This is a genomic window from Streptosporangium sp. NPDC020145, assembly GCF_040631275.1.
Taxonomy (GTDB): Bacteria; Actinomycetota; Actinomycetes; order Streptosporangiales; family Streptosporangiaceae; genus Streptosporangium.
Genome location: NZ_JBEXZT010000002.1, coordinates 18,030 through 39,341, shown reverse-complemented (window position 1 = coordinate 39,341; position 21,312 = coordinate 18,030). Strand labels below are relative to the sequence as shown.

Genomic DNA, 21,312 nt, shown 5'->3' with positions numbered 1-21,312 from the left:
CGATGGCGAATGCCGTCGGCGCTGCGTTCTGTCAGGGTGGCCCCGGGAGGAGCGGCCCTAGCGGAACAGGAGGAAGGCCAGGACCGCCACGATCAGGACTCCGACCACGATCAGGATCGGGGTGAGCAGCGACCGCCCGGCGGGCGCGGCCTCGGGCTCGTTACGCTGGGCGAACGCCTTGAATTGCTGGGTGTTGCCCGCAGGGTCCATCTGAGGTTCAGACATGGGGCTGACTCTAGCGACATCCATGACCGCGTCACTACCGGTTCATGTCACTTTCGTAGGCATCCATGGTGCTTGGGTATTCGGTGGGCGATGCTGAAGACAGGACCACCGGGTCGGGCGGATAGCGTGGTGTCATGCTCCGGACCCTGTTCTCTCCTCGCGCGCTGGTGCTCCACCTGCTCGCGATCGGAGCGCTCGTCGTGTGCGGGCTGCTCGGCCGCTGGCAGCTGGGGGTGTTCGAGGACTCGGGCAGGCCACAGGCGGCGCAGGACCCCGCACCGGTCGCCGTCGCGACCCTCACCCAGCCCGGCAGGCACATGACAAGCGAGGCGGTCAGCCGCAGGGTCACCGCCTCGGGGACTTACGACGCCTCCAGGCAGCTGCTGGTCGCCGGACGGGACGGCGGGGCGTGGCTGCTCACCCCCCTCGACCTCGGCGACGGCACCTCCGTCCCGGTCGTGCGCGGCTGGGTGCCCGGGGCCACGGACCCCGCCGCCGGGGCGGGAGCCGTACCGTCGGGGACGGTGACCGTGACGGGGCGCCTGAAGCCCTCGGAGGCGACCGACAGCGTGCGGCGCGGGGGTGAGAGGCTGCCCGAGGGGCAGGTGCTCACCGTCTCGTCGGCGGAGCTGGTCAACCTGTGGCGCGGGGTGAGGCTGCGGGACGGGTTCGTGATCGCCACCGCCCACAGTCCGGCCCCGGCCGTGGCGGTCAAGCCGGTCGCCGTCGCCCCGCCGACCGAGCCCGGCGGCTTCTCCTGGCGCAACCTCGCCTACGCCGCCCAGTGGTGGATCTTCGGTCTCTTCGCGGTCTTCATGTGGTGGCACTTCCTGCGTGACATGGTGCGAAGCCGTACGGCGGAGCGGGAGCAGGAACCCGAGCCCGCCGCGGCCTGAAGCCCGCGGAAGCCGACATATCGTTTAGTGTCCCGAACTCCCAGACCGAGGTAGATGACGTGGAATCCGCCCTCAAGCCCTTTCGCATCCTGGCGTACGTCGTCGGCGTGATGCTGCTCGTCCTTGTCACGTGCATCGTGCTCAGGTACGGCTTCGACATCGCCGGGCCGTCGAGGGTCGTCTCCCCGATCCACGGGTTCCTCTACATGCTCTATCTTGTGGCCGCGATGAATCTGGGCATGAAGGCCCGCTGGTCGTGGCCGTACATCGTGGGCGTGATGCTCGCGGGCACCGTCCCGCTGCTGTCGTTCGTCTTCGAGCGCAAGGTCACCCGGCGGGTCGAGGCCGAGCTCGCGGCGGCCTGACCGGCCTCTCATGGCCGGCCCTGATGGACGGGCGGGGCCGCGGGGGTGCCGCGGCCCGTCCGCCGGCTATCGTCCGAGGCCGCGCTTGCGGGCGCGCTTGAGCCTGGCGCGCTGCGACGGGTCGAGCATCAGGTAGCCCACGATCGGGGCGGCGATGACGCCCAGGACCACGAGCGTGAACAGCAGACCGGGCAGGAACAGCCACGACAGGAACACCACCGCGCCTGCGCCGAGCAGGTACTTCTGGACCGGCGACATCGTCAACATCCTCCGAACGCGGAGCGCTCGCCCCGCCTGTCGTTCATTGTGCGTCTCCTGTCCAACGCGTGGGCGCCCTCCCGGGTTCCATCCGAGATATATCGTGTTGACCCGGCCGGGATCAGTGGCCCCGGGTGAGTGACTCGACCCCCCACCTGGCCGCGGTGAGGGCGTTGCGCATGATCTCCTCGTCGGCCGGACCGGCGGAGTTCTGGTACTGGACGAAGAGCAGCAGGTTGTTGACCCGGACGATCACGGTCACCGAGTAACCACCCCCGGAGACCTCGCCCACGACGGCCTCGTTGCCCAGCCCACCGACGGGCCTCAGAGGAGTCTGCGCGCTTCCGTAGTCGTTCGTCCGCTTCTTGGCGGCCGTGGCCACGCGGCGAGCGAGTGCCTCGGAGGCCTCGGCCGCCGACGGATACAGCTTCTCCTCGACGGCGAGCTGACGCTTGAGGTTCCCCGGGTCGTTGTCGTTCGCCGTACCCCAGATGAGGTGATCGTCGGGGCCGGTCGGATCGGTCCTCACACCGAGCCGCCCGAGCTGCTCGGCAGTGAAGAGCCCCTTCGCGGCGGGTTTCCCGGCGAAGGGCCCGGGGTCCACGTACGGCGCCACCTCGACCACGGGCGCGGAGGAGCGGGTCAGACCCCAGACGACCCCTCCGGCGACCGCGAGCACCACGGCCGCGACGGCCGCGATGACGAGCGGGGACCGGAGAGGCGACCTCGCGGGCTTGGGGGAGACCTGTTCGAGCGCGAGACGGACCGAGGTCGCGTCGGGACGCTGGGAAGGGTCGGCCGCGAGCAGGCCCTCGACGATCGGCGCCAGCACGCCCGAGCCCGTGGTCACCCCGCCGGTGAGGTCGGAGGGGGCGGCGAGCGGCGAGCCGTCCGCCATCCTGGGGACGGTTACCGACCCGGTGCTCGGCGCCCTGCCCTCCATGGCGGTGAACAGGGTGGTGCCCAGATCCCGCATCTCGTCGGCGCCGGAGGGGTTCAGGATGCCGGTCAGCACGACCCGGCCGTCCGCGGCGAGCACCACCGTGTCGGGGGTCGCGGCCAGGTTGACGCCCCGCTCGTGGGCGGCGTTCAGCGCGTCCAGCACGCGCAGGCCCACCTCGGCCGCCCGCTCGGGGGGAAGCGGACCCTCGTGCCTGACGATCTGGACCAGCGAACGGCCCGTCACCGCCTCGGCGACCAGCCACATCCGGTCGGGGGCCGAGATCACGTCGTGCAGGGTGGTGACCCCGGGGTGCCTGAGGTCGGCCGCCGCGCGGATCTGGGCGAGGAGCCGGTCACGGACGGGGCCGGGAGGCGGCAGCCGTACCTCGGCGATCGTGACCTCCCTGCCGAGCAGCTCGTCGCGGGCCCGCCACGAGGTGCCGGTGTGGTCACGGCGTTCGAGCAGCCGGTAACGCCCGGCCAGCAGACCGGGATCGGGGGACACGTCAGTCACGGCTGTTCAGCTCCTCGGCGGCGAATCTGGCGGCGCGAAGGCTCCGCGCGCGCAGTTCGGGGCTCACCCGCTTGGCCTTCTCCGACAGGCTGACCTCGACCAGCAGATTGCTGATCCGGAAGCGGATCACGGCGTGCGCCTGGTCGAGGACGCCCATGTCGTAGGCGAACGCCTCGGCGCCGACCCGGTTCACATCGCGCAGCGGGCCGACCCAGCCGACGGGGGAGGTCCCCTCGTCGGCCTTGGACTTGACGCGTTCGGCGACGAAGAACGCGTGGGCGACCTCCGGCGCCGTTTTCCCGGAGACCGGGGTCTTACGGGCGAACCGCACCCTGAGCGCGGGGCCGTCCGAGGGGTCGGACCAGCTGCAGTACGCTTCCTCGTCCCCCTTGGCCTTGACGAAGAACGGGGCCGAGGTGGGGCCGAGGGTGCGGACCTGGGCGGGTTCGAGCATGGAGCACGGGTCGGGATCCGCCGAGAACCGCCCCGCGCCCGCCTCCGCCGTCGTCCCGGACGGGGACGGCGAGGGGGAGGGCGTCGCCGTGCCCCCGGTGGCCAGCAGTACGGCGGTCGTCATCCCGGCCGCCACGACCGCGGTCCCGCCTCCGACGAGCCACCCGGTCCTGATCCGCCCCGCCCGCCGCGAGGCTCCACCGGGTTCGGTGACCGGCTCGGCGGGGGTCAGCGGGCCCGCGGGCAGCCCCTGCGCCACCCGCTGCAACGCCGTACGGAGCATCGCCGCACCGGGCCGCAGCCGGGGATCCTTCTCCAGTACGGCCAGCAGTACCGGAGCCAGGTCCCCCGCGCGGGCGGGGAACGGGGTCGGCTCGGTCAGCACCGCGCCCAGGGTCGCCACCGGGACACCCCGCTGGAACGGCCCCCGCCCCTCGACGGCGGCGTAGAGCGCGGCGCCCAGGGACCACAGGTCGGCGGCGGGGCTGTCGTCGCCGCGCAGCCGTTCGGGGGCGATGTACCCGGGGGAGCCGACCAGCGAGTCCGCCGAGGTCAGCTGGGCGTCCCCCTCGACCGTCGCGATGCCGAAGTCGGTCAGCAGCACCCCGCCGTCGTCGGCGAGCATGATGTTGGCCGGTTTCACGTCGCGGTGCATGATGCCCCTGCCGTGCGCCATGGTCAGCGCGTCGAGCACCGCCACCCCGATCGCGGCCACCCGCCGGGGCGGCAGCGGTCCCTCGGCGCGGATCACCCGGTCGAGGGAACGGCCCCGGACGAGGTCCATCACGATCCAGGGGCGCCCCTGCTGGGCGATGACGTCGTGCACCGCCACGATGGACGGGTGGCTCAGCCGGGCCGCCGCCCTGGCCTCGCGGAGGGTGCGTTCGTACGCCTCCACCCGCTCGGCCTCGGTCAGGTTCCGGTTGAGCAGCACCTCCTTGATCGCGACCTCGCGGTGCAGCAGCTCGTCCCTGGCCCGCCAGACCACCCCCATCCCGCCCGCGCCCAGCCGGTCGAGCGCACGGTAACGGCCCGCGAGCACGGGCGGCGCCTGGTCAGCCATTGGTCTTCAGAGAGGTGCTGAGCCAGCGGGCGACCTTCTCCGCGCCCGCCGCGATCTGGCCGTCCGAGTCGTTCTTGACGCCGTACCGGCTGTAGTCGATCTCCGCGACCAGATTGCTGATCCGGAGGACCACGGTGACCCGGTACGCCCCGCCGTACAGGTTGTACTGGTTGAAGACCCCGGTGCTGAAGGCCTCCTCACCGACTCCCTGGAGGGCCTTCGGCGTCGTGGGCTTGGGGGTGAGCACCTTGATCTTCTCCAGGATGTCCTGCCGCTTTCCGGACAGGTACTGCTTGGCGCGTGCCACCCCGGAGGCGTCCTGCTTCTGGGCGACCAGCCGTACGCTGAGGTCGAACTTCTCGACGCCCGGTTTGTGCAGGTCGAGCGAGGCGAGCCAGTCGCAGGAGGAGGGCTCGACCTCGGAGCTACGGAAGCCGGGCACGACCTCGGCGGCCTGCTTGTCGTCCAGCAGGCTGCACGCCCTGGGCGCGGAGGCGAAAAGAGCGCCGCCGGGACCGGGGGCGCGGGCCTCGGCCTCGACGGGGGCGCCGATCCGCTGGGAGAGCAGGACACCGATGGTGACCGCCATGGCCAGGAGCAACCCGCCGGTCAGCCCGACGATCGGGCGGGGCACGAGCACCCCGGAGGAACGCCGCGCCGATGTGGGCGGTCGCGTCGCGCTCTCCTGGATCGGCGACACCGGAACCGGCTCACGCGGGGCGGGTGCCTGCTGGGGCTGCTGGACCTGGATCTGCTGGGCCTGGACCTGCTGAGCCTGGGGCGCAGGGGGCCGCGGTGCCGGGGTCTGCGGCTGGGGATGCGGGTTCTGGGGCTGGTTCGGGAAGGGCGAGGTGGGGATGGCCCCTTCGAACTGCGGCGGTGACTCCGGCGGCGGCCCGGCCAGCAGTTCGGCCAGCGGTTTCGACGGCGCTCCGGGCGCTGCTTCGCGTACCGCTCCGGTCGGTGGTTCGGGCAGTGGTTCAGACAGTGGCTCAGGCTGGGGCCCGGGTCGTGTCTCGGCCTGACGGCTGTTCTCAGGGCCGTTCTGGGAGTGTTCTTGGGGACTGGACGGTCCTGATTGTCCTGTTGGTTCCAGTGTTTCCTGGGCTCCTGACGCCCCTGGAGGGCGCGGCGGTCCCGGCGGCCCTGACGGCCCCGACGGTCCTGACGAGAACGGGTCCGAGCTGAACGGGCCCGAGGTGAAGGGGCCTGAGGAGAACGCCTCGGAGGGCCCTGAGGTGAACGCCTCCGACGGTCCCGAGGCGAACGCCTCCGACGGTCCCGAGGCGAACGCCTCCGAGGGGCCTGAGGCGAACGCCCTCGAAGGGCCCGAGGTGAAGGATTCCGAGGGTCCCGAGGTGAACGCCCCGGAGGAGAGGGGGCCGGAGGAGAACGGGTCCGAGGGGTAGGAGGAGGCCGGGGGGATCGTCGGGAGATCCGCGGGGAAGGGCGTGGAGGCCGCCCAGGGGGACGGCGGAGGCACCGCGTCCGCGCGGACCGGCGGCAACGGGGTGTGGCCGCCGTTGCGGGACAGGTCGAGCAGGGTGTTGCGCAGCACCCCGGGCTCGGGCCGCTGGGCGGGGTCGCCGGAGAGCAGCGCGAACAACACCGAGCCCAGCATCCCCGCGTTGTCCAGGGACCCGCCGGGCGAGGGAGCGCGTCCCTCGACGGCGGTGTAGAGGGTCGCGCCGAGTGACCACAGGTCGGCCGCGGGCCCCGTCACCCCCTCGGGGGCGGTGAACGCCGGGGAACGCAGGGTGGGCGTCGCGAGGGTGACATGGTCACGGGGGCCGATCAGCACCGAACCCGGACGCACGTCACCGTGGAGCATCCCCCGGTTGTGCACGGCCACGAGCTGGTCCAGTACGGCCAGGCCGATGGTGGCGGCCTGCTGAGGGGTCAACGGTCCGGCCCGCTCGACCACCTGCTCCAGTGAGGACTGTTCGAGCACCGCGGAACCGGGCGCGTTCACCGCGTGCCTGCCCGAGCGCCTGCCCTGCGAGTCCGGGACGTCTGGACGGTTCATCCTCTCGCTTTCTGCTTGTTCAGTGCCTGCGCGACCCAGGTCGCTGCGGTGTGGGCGCCCGCCTGGATCGCGGGACCGTCCTTGGAACCGTTGACCACCGTGTAGGTGACGTCGAGGACCAGGTTGTCGACGCGGAGGACCACGTGGCTCTGTTCGAGCCTGCCGGTCTTCCTGTTGTCGTACAGGTCGTAGCCGAACGCCTCGTCCCCCACGGGTTTGACCGTGAGAGGCCCCGTGGTCCTGGCCGAGTGCATGGCCGCCCCGATCTCGGACCAGCCCCACCCGATCTGCCCGCTGGGCAGTGTGCCGTTGCGCTGGTTGACGAAGAGTTCGTGGGCCTGGCGTGGGCTCTTGCCCCACTGTTTGCCGGGGGGAGCGGGCTGGACGTCAAGGCCGATTCCGGGGCTCATCCACTCACAGCCTCCCTGGTTGGTCGGCTTGCCCGGGGCCTTCACGACGGGCAGGAGCTTCTTGACGTCGGCCGCGGAGATCAGCTCGCACAGGTCCACCGGGACGGTGAAGGCGCCCGGCTTCTCGCTGAGCCTGGGCGGCCCCTGCTGGACCGTACGGCCGAAGGCGAAGTGGGCCACCCCCGTGGTCGCCGCGATGACCGCGACGACCGCCGTGACCTCGACGGCCGCCCACACGAGGGTGCGCCCGCGGTTGCCCGCGGGGACGGGCGCCGCCTCGGGTTCCGCCGGGGGGAGGGACTCGGGGGCGGGGGAGACGACGGCCACCTCGGCGCCGGGGCGGCCGAGGGCGATCTCCTGCAGGATGCGGGCGGCCTCCTCGAAGGAGGGCCGTTCCTCGGCCCTGGGGGCGAGCATCCGCATGAGCAGCGGGCCGAGATGCCCCGCCCGCTCGGGAGGTCTGGCGGGGTCGGTCAGCACCCGGCCGATCGCCGCCACGGGGCTCTCCGCCGGGTGCGGGGGTGTTCCCTCGACGGCGAAGTAGAGTGTCGCGCCCAGCGACCACAGGTCGGAGGCGGGGCCGCCGCGTTCGCCGCGCAGGCGTTCCGGGGCGATGTAGTTGGGGGAGCCGATCAGCTGGCCGGTGCGTCCGGCCGTCTCCTCTCCCTCGACCGCCGCGAAGCCGAAGTCGGTCAGTACGGCCCGCCCGGTGCGGGTGAGGAAGACGTTGCCCGGCTTGACGTCCCGGTGTACGACCCCGGCGGCGTGCGCGGCGGCCAGCGCGCTGAGGATTCCCACGCCGACCCTGGCGACCTGGTGCACAGGCAGCGGCTGCCGTCTGCTGACGGTCTCCTCAAGGGAGGCTCCGGACAACAGCTCCATGACGAGCCAGGGACGCTCGTGCTCGATCACCACGTCGTGGACGGTCACGATCGAGGGGTGCTTGAGGCGGGCGGCCAGGTTGGCCTCCCTGAGAACGGAGGCGCACGCCTCCTGCCGCCGGACGGGGTCGAGGCCCGGCGGGAGCCGTACCTCCTTGACCGCCACGTCACGGCGGAGCATCTCGTCAGCGGCGAGCCAGACCGCCCCCGTGTCGCCCTCAGCGAGGGGGTTGAGCAGCCGATAGCGGCCCGCTAGCACTTGAGTGTCGATCCCACCCACCCCGTTCGCCGTCCCATCGCGGACAGCAACATAGCCACTTAGCGCCATATGAACCAATGAATGAGGACTTGCTGAAACGAAAGGTGGCCGCGCACGGGGTGCGGAGTTATCCACAGAACGGGATTCGGTGCCGACGGCCGTTCCCGGATCGGGCCATTCTGTCGGCGTGATGCCCACGGTGACGGTTCCGGGGAGGCGGCTGCACCCCGCTCGGAGGCCGGTTTATCCGGTTGAGCGCGGGTCGCTCGGCCGGTTAACGTCTGCCCGCCGGTCCTCAGGAGGCCGGCCCTGGAAAGAAAGGAGTGAGGAACAGATGCCCACCGATCTGATCACGCGTCCCCGTCTTGGGTGGCAGACCACCTGAGATCCGGGAGGCGCACATGCTTTCTGGAGTTTCACATGTCCGATCTGCTGTTCCGTCCGCTCCAGGCGGACGAGTTCCCCCTGTTCCACCGCTACGGTCCGGTGCCCGCATCGGGAGTCGGCCTGCGTCCCCGGCCCTTCGAGGAGCTCGGCTACCGGTCGGGGTGGGTCTGGGTCGCGTCGCGTGGCGACGAGGTGGTCGCGCGTGCGGCCTTCTGGGCCCCTGAGGGTTCCGACCGTCCGGCCTTTCTCGACTGGTTCGACCCCGGCCACGGTGACGACCGGGTCGAGACGGGCGCCGCCCTGCTGGAGGCCGCCCTTACGGGGCTGTTTCCCGAAGGGGACACCCGGCCCGAGTACCACCTGTTCCTGCCCGTCGGCTGGCAGGAGCAGCCGGACGCGCTGGCGGACGCGACCGACCGGATCGACGCCGCCGAGCGGTTGGGCTGGCGCAGGACCGTCGAACGGCTCAACCTGCGCTGGCTTCCCGAGTACGGTCTGCCACCCAGGTCGGTCCGTCTCACCTTCACCCCGGCAGACGACGACGAGACCGTGCTCGGCCTGCTCGCCAGGGTCGCCGGGGACAGTCTCGACTCCTGGGACCGGCGCACCAGCGCCGAGAAGGGGGCCGAGGCGACGGCGAGGGAGACCCTCACGGCGCTCGCGGGGTATCCCGGCGGGCGCTCCCGCTGGCGCCTGGCTCACGACGCGTCCGGAGCGCTGGTCGGCGTCGTGATGCCGACCCGCAACGACAGCTCGGCGACGGTCGGCTACGTCGGGGTCGATCCCGCGCACCGTGGCCACGGCTACTCCGGCGATCTGGTCACCGAGGCGCTGCACATCTTCGCCGCGGAGGGCGAGCCCCAGGTCTACGACAACACCGACCTGGGCAACGTCCCCATGGCCGCCTCGTTCGCCCGGCTGGGTTACCGCGTCACCGGCCACCGGATGGTGCTCATGTAGTTCCGGCCACGCCCGCGCCCTCTGGCCGTGATGTCGGAGATATCAGAGATGTCCGAGACGCTCGGGGCGCCGGAAGTCGGTCAGGGGGCCGGGCGGAGTGCGCGAAACCTTCACAATTCATCACAGGTGATCTGCACGCGGCCCCCTTACGCTGCGAGGCATGACATCCCCCCAACAACGACGTGTCCTCGTGGTGGAGGACGACGAGACGATCGCGCGGGCCGTGGGGCACCGGCTGACGGCCGAGGGCTTCGACGTCCAGGTCGTGGGTGACGGGGAGGGGGCGCTCACGGCCTACGCCAGGGCCGGGGCCGACGTGGTCGTGCTCGACCGGCTGCTGCCCGGCCTCGACGGCCTGGAGGTCTGCCGCAGGATGCAGGCCGCCAGGCCGGTGCCCGTGCTCATGCTGACCGCACTGGGTGAGGAGACCGACCTGCTCGTCGGCCTCGGGGTCGGCGCGGACGACTACATGGCCAAGCCGTTCAGCATGCGCGAACTGGTCGCGCGGGTGCACGCGCTGCTGCGCCGGGTGGAGCGGGCCTCCCAGCTCGCCGTCGAGGACACGGTCATCCGGGTCGGTGACGTCGAGATCGACACCGCGGAGCGGCGGGTCTACGTGCGGGGAGCGGAGGCGCAGCTCACCAGGACCGAGTTCGACCTGCTGTGCCGTCTCGCCGAGCGGCCGGGCCAGGTGTACGAACGTGAACGGCTGCTCGCCGACATCTGGGGGTTCTCCGAGGCTGCCGCCACCCGGACGGTCGACAGCCACGTGCGCGCGCTGCGCCGCAAACTCGGCCCCGGCGTGGTCAGGACCGTCCACGGAGTGGGCTACGCCCTCGTCCGTAACTGACCCGCTCCTCTTTCAGTACCGGAAATCCTCCGAACCGCCACCACTCGACCAACGGACGGGCCCCATTGAGACCCCTCGACTTCCTCGGCAGGATCAAGGTCAAGATCGGCATGGTCATGCTGCTGGCCGTCGCCGCGGCGTTCGTCGCCAACGAGGTCGGCATCAACGCCGGATATCCGCGCAACGTCCGCGTCGCGGTCGCCGTCGCGTTCGCCCTGGTCATGATGCAGTTGCTCGCCCGGGGGATGACCAAACCGCTGCGTGAGATGGCCGCCGCCGCGCAGACCATCGCCAAGGGCCGCTACGGTCTGCGCGTCGCCGCCACCTCACGTGACGAGGTCGGCGAACTCGCCCGTGCCTTCAACGCGATGGCGGCCGACCTCGGCGAGGTCGACCGGCAGCGGCGCGAGCTGGTCGCCAACGTCAGCCACGAGCTGCGCACACCGATCACCGCGCTCAGGGCGGTCCTGGAGAACGTGGTCGACGGCGTCTCGACGCCCGACCCCGTCACGCTGGGAACCGCCCTGTCCCAGACGGAGCGGCTCGGCAGACTGGTCGCCCAGCTTCTCGACCTGTCCCGTCTCGACTCCGGGGCCAGGCCGATCGAGCTTGAGGAGGTCGAGCTCCGGCCGCTGTGCGAACAGGCGCTGCGCGAAGCCGTACTCGCCAGGGAGGGCGTCACCGCCCGCTGTGAGGTGCCCGCGGGCCTGAGCGCCCACGCCGACCCCGACCTGCTGGCGCAGGTGCTGGCGAACCTGCTGGACAACGCGGTACGGCACAGCCCCGCGGGCGGGGTCGTGGTGCTCGGAGCCGCCCCACGGGAGAACGGCGTACGGCTGCGCGTGACCGACCAGGGGCCGGGCATCCCGCAGGAGGACCGGGCTCGGGCGTTCGAGCGCTTCTCCCGGCTGGACGCCGGGCGGGCGGCGGACGTGGGCGGCGCAGGCCTCGGGCTGGCCATCGTCAAGGAGATCGTCGAGCTGCACGGCGGCTGCATCCACGTCGAGGACGGCGGGGGCTGCCGTGTCGTGGTCGACCTTCCGGAAAGTTCTTCGGCCTCGACCCTCACCCGGGCGTCGCGCGGACCGGCTGACGCCACCGGCCGTACCGGTGCCACGGGGGGCGCCCGGCTCTCCCAGGACGAGGCGCCCGTCGAGGGATCTGGTTTTCGGGAGATCGCAGGATCCGAAACGCCCGGCAACCCCGCCAAGGCGCGAGGGGAAGGCCCACGGCTCCCTGAGACGGCGGAATCCACCGGGGACTCGGGGGTTGAGGCGCTTCGGGAACACGGCGATTCGGACGAGGCCGGGAAAGCCGTGCCTTCCTCCGAGGGGACGGGGTCGCCGGAGATCACGGAATCCGGCAAGTCCGCCGGGCCCGCCCACCGGGCCGGGGGAACCGGTGAGAACGCGAAGCTCTCCGATGCCGTCGAGGGTGGTCTGGCCGGACCCAGGGAAAGTGCCGGCGCAGCCGGATTCGCGCGGTACGCCGAAGGAGACGGTGAACCTCCCCGGAGGACCGAGCCCGGGGCGGTGGAGCCGTCGGCCCCGGGTGAACCGCACCCGTCCTCGGCGAACGGGCCGGTGGTGAGCGAGTCCTCAGCGCGTGAGCAGCCGAGGGCAGGCGAGTCGCATCTGTCCTCCGAGCGGAGACCCGCGGTGGGCGGGTCGTATCGGTCCGCCGCGTGGGGGCCGATGCCGGGGGTCCCCCGTCGGTCCCGGCCGCCTCGCAACTGGGCGGGGGCGTTCGCCGGACTTTTCGGCGGCGGGATCGCCGGACTGGTCTGCGGGGTGGTCACGGGGTTGATCATCGCCTCGATGAGCCCGCTGCTGGGGGCGCTGGCCGGTTTCCTGATCACGCTGGGCGGCGGGTTCGTCGGCACGGTGCTCGGGATCACCGACTCCTACGCCAGGGCCGCGGGAAGCCTCCCGGAGCGTCCCGTCATACCGAGGCCGGCGGGGCACGGCAGCGGGCCGTGGGGCGCGCGAGCGACCGGCGCCACGCGGGAAACCACCGGTGGCGAGCGGGGGACGGGCTCCTCGGGAGGTTCCCCGGACGGCACGCTGGAAGGCCTCCCGGGAGGGACGTCGGAAAGTTCTCCGGGAAGCCCCTTCGGGGGTCCTTCGGGAAAGGGCTCGGGAGGGCCGCCGGGGGGATATGTGGCCCCGCCGTTGTTCCCCAGGCCCGAACTGCCCGCCACCCCCCGCTGGATGCTCGCCGCCGGCGCCTGTGTCGGCCTCGTCGCGGCGCTGGCCCTGCCGTACAGCCGGATCGGGCTGGGGTTCGTGCTCGTCGCCGTCGCCATGGGTGTGGCGGTTCTGCCGGTCGCCCGGCACCGGATCACACCGTGGTCGGCAGGACTGGGGGTGGTCGCGTACGGACTCGTCACGGTCGCGGTGTTCAGGGACTCGGACTGGCTGGTCGCCTCGCTCCTGCTGGCCGGGTTCCTGCTGGCCGCCCTCGCCCTGTCGGGGGTGGGACGCGGCTGGCTCGGGGTGGTCAGGGGCGCCGCCTCGGTGCTGATCGCGCTACCGCCCGTGCCGTGGTTCCTCGCGGAGTCGGTCAAGGGGGCGTCCCTGCGCAGACGAGTGGTGCCCGCGCTGGTCGGGGTCGGGCTGAGCCTGGTGCTCGTACTGCTGTTCGGCGGGCTGTTCGTCTCGGCGGACGCGGTCTTCGCCGACGCCGTCGAACGGATTCTGCTGGCGCAGGACTGGGCGGCGTCGATGCCGGTGCGGATCGTGCTGTTCGCGGTCTTCGGGGTGCTGGTCGCCGCGGCGGTGCTGGTCGGCCTGCGTCCCGTGGCCGAACCGAGGGTTCCCACGCTGCGGCTCACGGTCGGCCGGAGCCTGTGGGTGCCTCCGCTGGTCGCTCTCAACCTGCTGTTCGCCGTGTTCGTGGGGATGCAGCTGACCGTGCTGTTCGGCAGCACCCGGTGGGTGGTCTCCGCCGTGGGGCTGACCTACGCCGAGTACGCCAGGTCAGGGTTCTTCCAACTCGTCATCGTCAGCGTGTTCGTGCTGGCCATCGTGGCGGCGGCCTCGGTCCTGGTCGATCTCGGGGGGCGTGAGAGGTGGCTGATGGCCGGCCTGCTCGGCCTGCTCTGCGCGCTGACCCTGGTGGTCCTGGCCTCCGCGCTGCACCGTCTCGACCTCTACGTCGACGCCTACGGCTTCTCCCGGCTGCGGGCCTCGGTCGAGGCGGCGATCTGGTGGCTGGGCGCCGTCTTCGTGCTGGTCCTGGCCGCGGGGGCGGTACGGCTCACCCGGCGTGGCCACGCGGGATGGCTGCCCAGGGCGATGGTGATGATGACCGGGGTCGCGCTGCTGGCGTTCGCCGTGTGGAACCCCGACCTGCGGGTCGCCGAGACCCAGGTCGCCATCCGGGGTGTCGAACGGCTCGACCAGGCCTACCTGGGCGACCTCGGGGCGGAGGCCGTACCCGCGCTCGACCGGTTGCCCGAGCCGATGCGCAGCTGTGTGCTGCGGGACGTGGTCGCCGCCAACGACCTCGCGGCCCCCGACCCGTGGAACGGATGGAACCTCGCCCGCCAGCGGGCCAGGGATCTGCTGGCCGAACGCCCGGTGCTCTCCGGCCCTGAGTGCGCGACCACCTCCTCCCGGGGGCCGTACGACTGATTCCGGCGGGGACTCGCCGACCGCCTCCGGCGTCACGGCGAGTCACCCCCGGACGGCTGGAACGCTCGAAGATGCACGGAATCCCTCTTCAATGATTGAATCCGAGCATGTCCTTTGATGTGTTGATCAGAGACGGCTGGGTGTTGGACGGAACCGGCGCCCCGGCCTTTCTGGCGGACGTCGGGATCACCGGGAGCGAGATCACCGCGGTCGGCAGACTGACGGGGGCGGAGGCCGCGACGGTGATCGACGCCTCTGGGCGCCACGTCATGCCCGGTCTGATCGACTGCCACGTCCACGGCGACGCCCTCGTCTTCGACCCGGAGGTGCAGCTCGCCGCGCTGCGCCAGGGCGTGACGACCTTCGTCCTCGGTCAGGACGGCCTGTCCTTCGCCCCCACCTCGACCCCCGAGACCTTCGCCTACGCCACCCGCTACTTCGCCGCGGTCAACGGCGCCCACCCCCACGCGGAGGGCCCGCTGAGCGTGGCGGAGCTGCTGGCGGGCTACGACGGGGCGAGCGCGCTCAACACCGTCTACCTGCTGCCGCACGGCACGATCCGCTACGACGTGATGGGCGCCGCGGAACGGGCGGCGTCGGCCGACGAGCTCGCCGCCATGCTCGCCCGGGTCGAGCGCGGCCTGTCCGAGGGGGCGGCCGGGTTCTCCACGGGCCTGGAGTACGCCCCGGGACGCTACGCGGACGCCGCCGAGCTGGCCGCGCTCTGCGCGCCCCTCGGCGCTCTGCCGTACGTCACGCACATGCGCGGCTACGGCGTCAATGCCACGACCGGGATGACCGAGGTGACCGACATCGCCAGGCGCTCGGGCGCCGCCGTGCACGTCTCGCACTACCACGGTCCGGCGGCGACCCTGCTGCCGATGGTCGACCGGGCGCGCGACGAAGGTCTCGACGTCACCTTCGACACCTATCCTTACCTGCGGGGCAGCACGATCCTGGCGATGGTCGCGCTGCCGTCGTGGATTCCGGCCGCCGACACGGACAGGGCGCTCAGTCTGCTGGAGTCCGAGCGGATCGAGTGGGACGAGACGATCTGGCCGAGGATCACCCTCTCGCACGTCCCGGGGGCCGAGTGGGCGGAGGGGCTGACGCTGCCCGAGGCGGCGGAGCGGGCCGGCGCGGAACCGGGTGAGTTCTGCCGCGCGATCCTGGTCGCGACCCGCCTTGAGGCCGGGTGCGTGATGGCCCGCCCCGACGAGGGACCGGAAGGGGAGGAGTCGGTCCGCGCGATCCTGCGGCATCCCGCCCACACCGGTGGTTCCGACGGCATCTACGTCGGAGGGCATCCGCACCCCAGGGGCTACGGGGCCTTCGCCCGCATGCTCGGCCACCACGTCCGCGACACCGGTGACCTGACCCTGGAGCAGGCCGCCGTCCATCTCGCCTCCCACCCCGCCCGGCGTTTCGGCCTGACCGGCAGGGGCCTGATCCGCGCGGGTCAGGTGGCCGACGTCGTCGTTCTCGACGCCGCCCGCGTCCAGGACCTGGCCACCTACGCCGACCCCCGCGTCCCCGCGGCCGGTGTCGACGACGTCCTCGTCTCCGGAGTCGCGGTGCTCGCCGGAGGAACGCTCACCGGGGCCACCCCCGGAAGGGCGATCAGACCCTGACGGATAGGGTCCAGCAAGGGAAGCGAAGGGGGTAACACGTGAAGGGGATCGTCGATCCCAGTCGGGCGGTCGGGTCCTCACTGTTCGGGGGAGCCTTCAGCTTCCCCGTGATGGTGGCCAACCGTGACGCGCTCGAACACAACATCGCCACACTCGCGGGATTCGCCGCCGACCACGGGTTGCTCCTCGCCCCGCACGCCAAGACGACCATGTCGCCGGAGCTGGTCAGAGCCCAGCTTGAGGCGGGCGCGTGGGGGCTGGCGGTCGCGACCCCGAGCCAGGCGCTGACCCTGCGCGAGTTCGGCGTGTCACGCGTCCTCATCGCCAACCAGGTCTTCGACCCCGCGGGCCTTGACGCGATCGCCGCCCAGCTGGACCAGGACCCGTCGTTCGAGTTCCTCTGCTTCGCGGACTCGGTCGCCGGTGTCGAGACACTCTCCCGGCACGCGGGCGGCAGGCCGTTCCAGGTGCTGGTCGAGCTGGGACACGAGGGCGGCAGGGCGGGCTGCCGTACGCTCTCCGACTTCCTTGAGGTCGCCGCGGCGGCCCAGGAGGCGTCCGGCGTCGAACTGGTGGGCGTCGCGGGCTACGAGGGCGGGCTGGGGAACGCGCAGGAGGTGCGCGCCTACCTCGGCAGGCTGGTCGAGGCGCTGGAGCACCTGCGGGTGCGCGACCCGATCCTGTCGGTCGGCGGCAGCCAGTGGTTCGACGTGATCGGCAGGGAGCTGGCCACCTGCCAGGCCAGGGTCGTGCTGCGCAGCGGCGCCTACGTCTCCCACGACGACGGCTACTACCGCGAGCGCACGCCGTACAACCGGATCGAGGGGGAACTGCGGGCGGCGCTTGAGGTGTGGGCGTACGTGCTGAGTGTGCCCGAACCCGGTCTGGCCGTGGTGGGCTTCGGCAAGCGGGACGCCCCCTTCGACGAGGGGCTGCCGGTGCCCAAGGGGGCCGTCGAGGGCGCGACCGTGCTCAAGGTCCAGGACCAGCACGCGATCCTGCGGCTCACGCCGGACTCGACGGTGAAGCCCGGAGACCTGGTCTCCTTCGGCATCTCCCACCCGTGCACCGCCTTCGACAAGTGGCGGGTCATCCCGGTCGTGGACGACGACCACACGGTCGTCGATCTGATCACGACCTATTTCTGACGTTCTGTCGTTGTCGTAGAGAGTCTCCTAAGGAGTTGTGACATGAGTGGCAAGCAGGAACTGCGGACGGACGAGGGCGCCGCGCCGGTCGGGGCGTACTCACAGGGCCTCGTGGTCGGTGACTTCGTCTACACCTCCGGCGCGGGCCCGCTCGACCCCAAGACCGGTGAGGTCGTCGGCACCGACGTGGCCGAGCAGACCCACCAGGTGATGCGCAACCTCGGCGCGATCCTGGCGGCCCACGGTCTCGGGTTCGACGACGTGGTCAAGTCGACCGTCCACCTTCAGCACTTGAAGCGGGACTTCGCCGCCTACAACGAGGTGTACAAGTCGTACTTCACCCAGCCGTACCCGGTCCGTACGACCGTCGGCTCCGACTTGATGGACATCCTCGTCGAGATCGACTTCGTCGCTTACAAGGCACGTTAGAGTCTGACCGACTGCGTGGGAAGGCGGCGGTTTGGACAGCTCGCTATACGTCTACGTCGAGGACGTGCGGGGTGAGGGCCTTGAGGCGGTCCTCGACCGGGTCACCGGGTACGGCGTGGCGGGCGTGACCGTCGCCGCCGCCTATCACCGCGCTCGCGACGTCACCCCGCACGGCCGCCCCCGGGTGACCGTGCGTGACGACGGCGTCCACTTCCTTCCGCCGGCCGACCTGTTCGACGGGCTCCGCCTCGTCCCGCCTGTGCAGGCGGGTGCCGAGGAGGAGCCCCTGACCGCGTTGCGTCTGGCCACCGCGGAGCGGGGCCTGAAGCTGCACGGCTGGACCGTCTTCCTGGAGAACACCACACTCGGCCTGGCCAACCCCGACGTCACCGTGCGCAACTGCTTCGGCGACCGGGGTTCGCCCGCCGAGCTGTGCCCCTCCAACCCCGACGTGCGCCGCTACGCGGTGGCGCTCGGCAGGGCCGTGGCCAGGCAGGGGGTGGACAGTGTGGTCGCCGAGGCGCTGCACTTCGGCACCTTCGGCTGCGGCTACCACAACGACCGCTGCTTCGTGCCGCTCGGGCCGATGGACGTCTTCCTTCTGGGCCTGTGCTTCTGCGACTTCTGTATCCGCCGCGCCGCGGACCTCGGTGTCAACGCGGAGGTCGCCAGGGAGGAGTGCGCCAGGATCGTGGGCGGTGTCCTCGACGGCGACCCGCCCGCGCAGGGCGAGGTGACCAGGGCGGCGCTGACCGCCTACGCGGGGCCCGAGGTCGTCTCCTACGCTCGGGCCCGCTCCGAGGTGGTGACCTCGCTGGTCTCCGAGGTCTCCGCCGCGGTCACCGCGGAGGGCACCAGGTTCGTCTTCCTCGACGCGACCGGCGCGGCGAAGGGCTACATGGACGGTCTCCCCCCTTCCGGGCTGTCCGCGCACGACTCCTGGCAACTCGGCGTCGACCTGGTCGCCCTGGGTGACCTGGTCCCCTCGCTCGGAGTGCTCGCCTACGCCCGCGACGCCGAGCGCGTCGCCGACGACCTGGTGGCCTACCGTCGTTCCACGGGCAAGGAGCTGCGGGCGGTGCTCCGGCCCGGAATGCCGGACACCGACTCGGCGGAACGGCTGGCCGCCAAGGTCAGGGCCGCCAAGGTCGCCGGGGCGGACGCGGTCGACTTCTACGCCTACGGGCTCATGCCGTACCCCATCCTCGACCGCATCCCCGGGGCTCTGTCCGGCTGACCGTTCACGGAACTGTCACGCCGGTCGGTGGCGGGGGATCACCAGGGCGGGCACCAGGGCCACGGCGATGATCACCAGAGTCCAGGTGAAGCCACCGGAGAAGGCGGCGGTGCCGTACGAACGGGTCAGCGCCTGCAGGACGACCGCGGTCACGGCGGCGCCGAGCGCGCTGCCCACCCTGATCACGATCTGCGAGGCGGTCGCGGCACCCGGAACGGCCGCCCTGGGCAGGGTGCGGTAGGCCGAGGCCATGATCGACGGGGTGACGAGACCGTGCCCGAGGCCGATCACGAAGAGCGCGGCGGCCGACGGGCCGATCACGGCGCAGGCGAGGGTCCCGGCGAGCACGGTCACGATGCCCGCCACCCCGGGCAGCCGGGCGCCGAGCCGGTCGGTGAGCCGTCCGGCCAGCGGCATGGTGACGATCGCGCCCACGCCCATCGGGGCGATCAGGAGGCCCGCGTCCAGCACGCCCGTTCCCGGGACGCTCTGCGAGTACAGCGGCACCAGCAGCAGCACACCGAAGACCCCGACGGAGTAGAGGAACAGGGACGCCGCGGAGGTGGTCAGCCCTCTGTCGCGGAAGAGACCCACGTCGATCAGGGCGCCGGTGCCCCGGCGCAGCGAGTGCGTGACGAAGACCGCGACGAGCGCGGCGCCGAGGCCGAGTCCCAGGACCGCCCGCGTACCGCCCCCCGCCTCACCGAACTGTGACAGTCCGTAGACCAGCGCGGCCAGCCCGGGGGACAGCAGCACCAGACCGAGCAGGTCCAGCCGCCCGGCGTCGCGCTCCCGGTCACCGGGCAGCAGCCGTACGGCCAGCAGCAACGCGACCACGCACACCGGGACGTTGACGTAGAACATCCACCGCCAGCTCAGGTGGTCGACGAGCACCCCGCCGAGCAGCGGCCCGAGCACCGGGGCGAGCATCGACGGGACCGAGATCACGGCCATCACCCGGCCCAGCCGTTCGGGGCCCGCGGCGCGGGCGAGCAGGGTCTGTGCGATCGGCATGAGCAGCCCGCCGCCGATCCCCTGGAGCACGCGGAAGGCGATCAGGGCGCCCACGGACCAGGCGGCCCCGCACAGGACCGACCCGGCTCCGAAGATCGCGAGCGAGGCGATCCAGGTCGTCTTGGCGCCGAAGCGCCCGATGGCCCATCCGGTCACCGGGATCGTCATGGACAGGGCGAGCACATAGCCGGTGACCGTCCACTGGACGGTGCTGAGCGGGACACCCAGGTCACGGCCGAGAACGTCGATCGCGACGTTGACGATGGTCGCGTCCAGCATGGTCATGATCGTGCCGAGCACCACGGTGATGGAGACGGCGCGCAGTGCGGGGTCGGATCGGGCTTGGGTGACGGTCATCCAGATCACCGTTCCGTACGTTGTATCGGTTTTCCGTACACTGTAGCGCTCATGCGCTACGCCGTACACTCTTCGGATGGGAACCGAACAGGCGCAGGGGCCGGTCTGGGCACGTGAGACGGCCGGGCGCCGTCCGAAACTGACCCGCGAGGCGATCGTGAGGACCGCGATCGAGGTCGCCGACGCCGAGGGGCTCGACGCCGTCTCCATCCGCAGGATCGCCACCGAGCTCGGGGCGCGGGCGATGAGCCTCTACACCCATATCGAGCGCAAGGAGGACCTGCTCGACCTCATGGCCGACGAGACGAACGCGGAGATCCTGGTCGAGGGGGAACTGCCCGACGACTGGCGCGAGGCGATCTCAGCCGTCGTACGGCGCACGCGGGAGACGATCCGGCGCCATCCCTGGCTGGTCGATCTTGTCGCCAGCCGTCCCCAGGTCGGCCCGAACGGCCTGCGGCACGGGGAGCAGTCACTGGCCGCGCTCTCCGGACTGCCGATCCCGCCCGAGCAGAAGTGGCGGATCATCGCCGCGGTCGACGACTACGCGCTGGGGTTCGTGATCAGGGAGACGCTGCGGGGGGAGGGGCGCAGCGGATACACCTGGACACCGCAGGAGCGCGAGGCCCTCATGCGGCCATACCTACGTGAGCTTCTCGAAAGCGGCGAGTTCCCCAACCTCGCGCCACTGGTGAACGAGATCGCCTCCGGCCCCGCCGACCCCGCCGCGGCGGACGAGGACTTCGAGCAAGGCCTGCGCTGGATGCTGGACGGCATCGCCGGGGACCTCGGCCTCTAGCGCACTCCGTCAAGGACGACGGACACCGCCTGGGTGGCGAAGTCGTCGTCGAGAGGGAGGCCGCGGAAGATCGTCCGAATCCACACCGCGCCCCCGAGCAGATCCACGATCAGCAGCGGATCGGCCGTCTCCGGAAGCTCGCCGCGCCGCCGGGCACGGTCGAAGACCGCCTCCTCCCTGGCGAACCGGTCGGTGAAGAACCGCCGGACCGCCGTGGCCAGCTCGGGATGGTTCACGGCCGCGCCCAGCGTCGCCACCGCCACGTCCGAACTGGGGGAGGTGGTCAGGAGTGTGGCCATCCCTCGCACCAGCTCCTCCAGGTCTCCCCTGAGGGTGCCGGTGTCCGGAGGGTCGAACAGGAGCAGGTCCGCCTGGGTCAGCGCGGCGGCGAGCAGGGCCGCCTTGGAGGGCCACCAGCGGTAGATGGTGGTCTTGTTGACTCCGGACCGCTCGGCCACCCCCTCGATGGTCAGTCCCTCGTATCCCCTCACGGTGAGCAGTTCGAGCGTCGCCTGGAAGATCTGCTGCTCCTTGCGCGGTGCCATGCGCCAACCATAGCAACGCAACGGTGCG

At 71.6% G+C, this 21,312-nt stretch carries 18 protein-coding genes; 10 read left to right on the top strand and 8 right to left on the bottom strand.

The features are described 5' to 3' along the window. Positions 1-57 precede the first annotated feature (57 nt). Entirely contained in the window at positions 58-225 is a 168-nt protein-coding gene (locus tag ABZ463_RS02825) for a hypothetical protein (RefSeq protein WP_352009783.1), read from the bottom strand. 134 nt (positions 226-359) lie between these two features. Here ABZ463_RS02825 and ABZ463_RS02820 point away from each other — a divergent pair, with 134 nt between their 5' ends. Further along, the gene (locus tag ABZ463_RS02820) at positions 360-1,121 is read left to right on the top strand and encodes an SURF1 family protein (protein ID WP_352009782.1); all 762 of its coding nucleotides are present in this window, start codon (positions 360-362) and stop codon (positions 1,119-1,121) included. 59 nt (positions 1,122-1,180) lie between these two features. Beyond that, positions 1,181-1,486 carry a DUF3817 domain-containing protein gene (locus ABZ463_RS02815; RefSeq protein WP_352009781.1) on the top strand — a complete coding sequence of 102 codons (306 nt, stop codon included), beginning with the start codon at positions 1,181-1,183 and terminating at the stop codon, positions 1,484-1,486. 66 nt (positions 1,487-1,552) lie between these two features. Here the strand turns inward: ABZ463_RS02815 and ABZ463_RS02810 are convergent, their stop codons facing one another. The 5 genes from ABZ463_RS02810 to ABZ463_RS02790 all read right to left on the bottom strand — a co-directional run bounded on the left by ABZ463_RS02810 (position 1,553) and on the right by ABZ463_RS02790 (position 8,292). Continuing rightward, positions 1,553-1,744, bottom strand: coding sequence for a hypothetical protein (locus ABZ463_RS02810; RefSeq protein ID WP_352009780.1), 192 nt, complete (start codon positions 1,742-1,744; stop codon positions 1,553-1,555). 121 nt (positions 1,745-1,865) lie between these two features. After that, positions 1,866-3,200, bottom strand: a complete 1,335-nt coding sequence (locus ABZ463_RS02805; RefSeq protein ID WP_362772280.1) for a hypothetical protein — start codon at positions 3,198-3,200, stop codon at positions 1,866-1,868. Further along, entirely contained in the window at positions 3,193-4,716 is a 1,524-nt protein-coding gene (locus tag ABZ463_RS02800; protein WP_362772277.1) for a serine/threonine-protein kinase, read from the bottom strand. Before ABZ463_RS02800 ends, ABZ463_RS02805 begins: the two co-directional genes overlap by 8 nt. After that, positions 4,709-6,742, bottom strand: coding sequence for a hypothetical protein (locus tag ABZ463_RS02795; RefSeq protein ID WP_362772274.1), 2,034 nt, complete (start codon positions 6,740-6,742; stop codon positions 4,709-4,711). Before ABZ463_RS02795 ends, ABZ463_RS02800 begins: the two co-directional genes overlap by 8 nt. Further along, positions 6,739-8,292 (bottom strand): serine/threonine-protein kinase, encoded by a 1,554-nt coding sequence (locus ABZ463_RS02790; RefSeq protein ID WP_362772271.1) that lies wholly within the window; start codon positions 8,290-8,292, stop codon positions 6,739-6,741. Before ABZ463_RS02790 ends, ABZ463_RS02795 begins: the two co-directional genes overlap by 4 nt. Positions 8,293-8,712: 420 nt before the next feature. Between ABZ463_RS02790 and ABZ463_RS02785 the strand changes: the two genes are divergently transcribed. From ABZ463_RS02785 to ABZ463_RS02755, 7 genes are all read left to right on the top strand, one after another. After that, complete coding sequence (locus ABZ463_RS02785) at positions 8,713-9,639, top strand: GNAT family N-acetyltransferase (RefSeq protein ID WP_352009775.1); 927 nt, start codon at positions 8,713-8,715, stop codon at positions 9,637-9,639. Positions 9,640-9,799: 160 nt separating this feature from the next. After that, the gene (locus tag ABZ463_RS02780) at positions 9,800-10,489 is read left to right on the top strand and encodes a response regulator transcription factor (protein ID WP_352009774.1); all 690 of its coding nucleotides are present in this window, start codon (positions 9,800-9,802) and stop codon (positions 10,487-10,489) included. Positions 10,490-10,554: 65 nt separating this feature from the next. After that, positions 10,555-14,124, top strand: coding sequence for a DUF4153 domain-containing protein (locus tag ABZ463_RS02775; RefSeq protein ID WP_362772269.1), 3,570 nt, complete (start codon positions 10,555-10,557; stop codon positions 14,122-14,124). A 107-nt stretch (positions 14,125-14,231) separates the two neighbouring features. Continuing rightward, the gene (locus tag ABZ463_RS02770; protein WP_362772267.1) at positions 14,232-15,755 is read left to right on the top strand and encodes an amidohydrolase family protein; all 1,524 of its coding nucleotides are present in this window, start codon (positions 14,232-14,234) and stop codon (positions 15,753-15,755) included. 38 nt (positions 15,756-15,793) lie between these two features. Beyond that, positions 15,794-16,903: an alanine racemase gene (locus ABZ463_RS02765; protein ID WP_352009771.1), complete on the top strand. Its 1,110-nt coding sequence runs from the start codon at positions 15,794-15,796 to the stop codon at positions 16,901-16,903. Positions 16,904-16,945: 42 nt separating this feature from the next. Beyond that, positions 16,946-17,332, top strand: coding sequence for a Rid family detoxifying hydrolase (locus ABZ463_RS02760; RefSeq protein ID WP_352009770.1), 387 nt, complete (start codon positions 16,946-16,948; stop codon positions 17,330-17,332). A 31-nt stretch (positions 17,333-17,363) separates the two neighbouring features. Next, positions 17,364-18,569, top strand: a complete 1,206-nt coding sequence (locus ABZ463_RS02755) for a hypothetical protein (protein WP_362772264.1) — start codon at positions 17,364-17,366, stop codon at positions 18,567-18,569. A 15-nt stretch (positions 18,570-18,584) separates the two neighbouring features. On the opposite strand, the gene ABZ463_RS02750 is transcribed toward ABZ463_RS02755, so the two are convergent. After that, entirely contained in the window at positions 18,585-19,940 is a 1,356-nt protein-coding gene (locus tag ABZ463_RS02750) for a DHA2 family efflux MFS transporter permease subunit (protein ID WP_362772262.1), read from the bottom strand. Positions 19,941-20,016: 76 nt separating this feature from the next. Between ABZ463_RS02750 and ABZ463_RS02745 the strand changes: the two genes are divergently transcribed. Continuing rightward, the gene (locus tag ABZ463_RS02745) at positions 20,017-20,739 is read left to right on the top strand and encodes a TetR/AcrR family transcriptional regulator (RefSeq protein ID WP_362772260.1); all 723 of its coding nucleotides are present in this window, start codon (positions 20,017-20,019) and stop codon (positions 20,737-20,739) included. Here ABZ463_RS02745 and ABZ463_RS02740 read toward each other — a convergent pair. Then, complete coding sequence (locus ABZ463_RS02740; RefSeq protein ID WP_352009766.1) at positions 20,736-21,284, bottom strand: TetR/AcrR family transcriptional regulator; 549 nt, start codon at positions 21,282-21,284, stop codon at positions 20,736-20,738. The two genes, ABZ463_RS02745 and ABZ463_RS02740, sit on opposite strands and share 4 nt — an antisense overlap. Between the last annotated feature and the right edge of the window lie 28 nt (positions 21,285-21,312).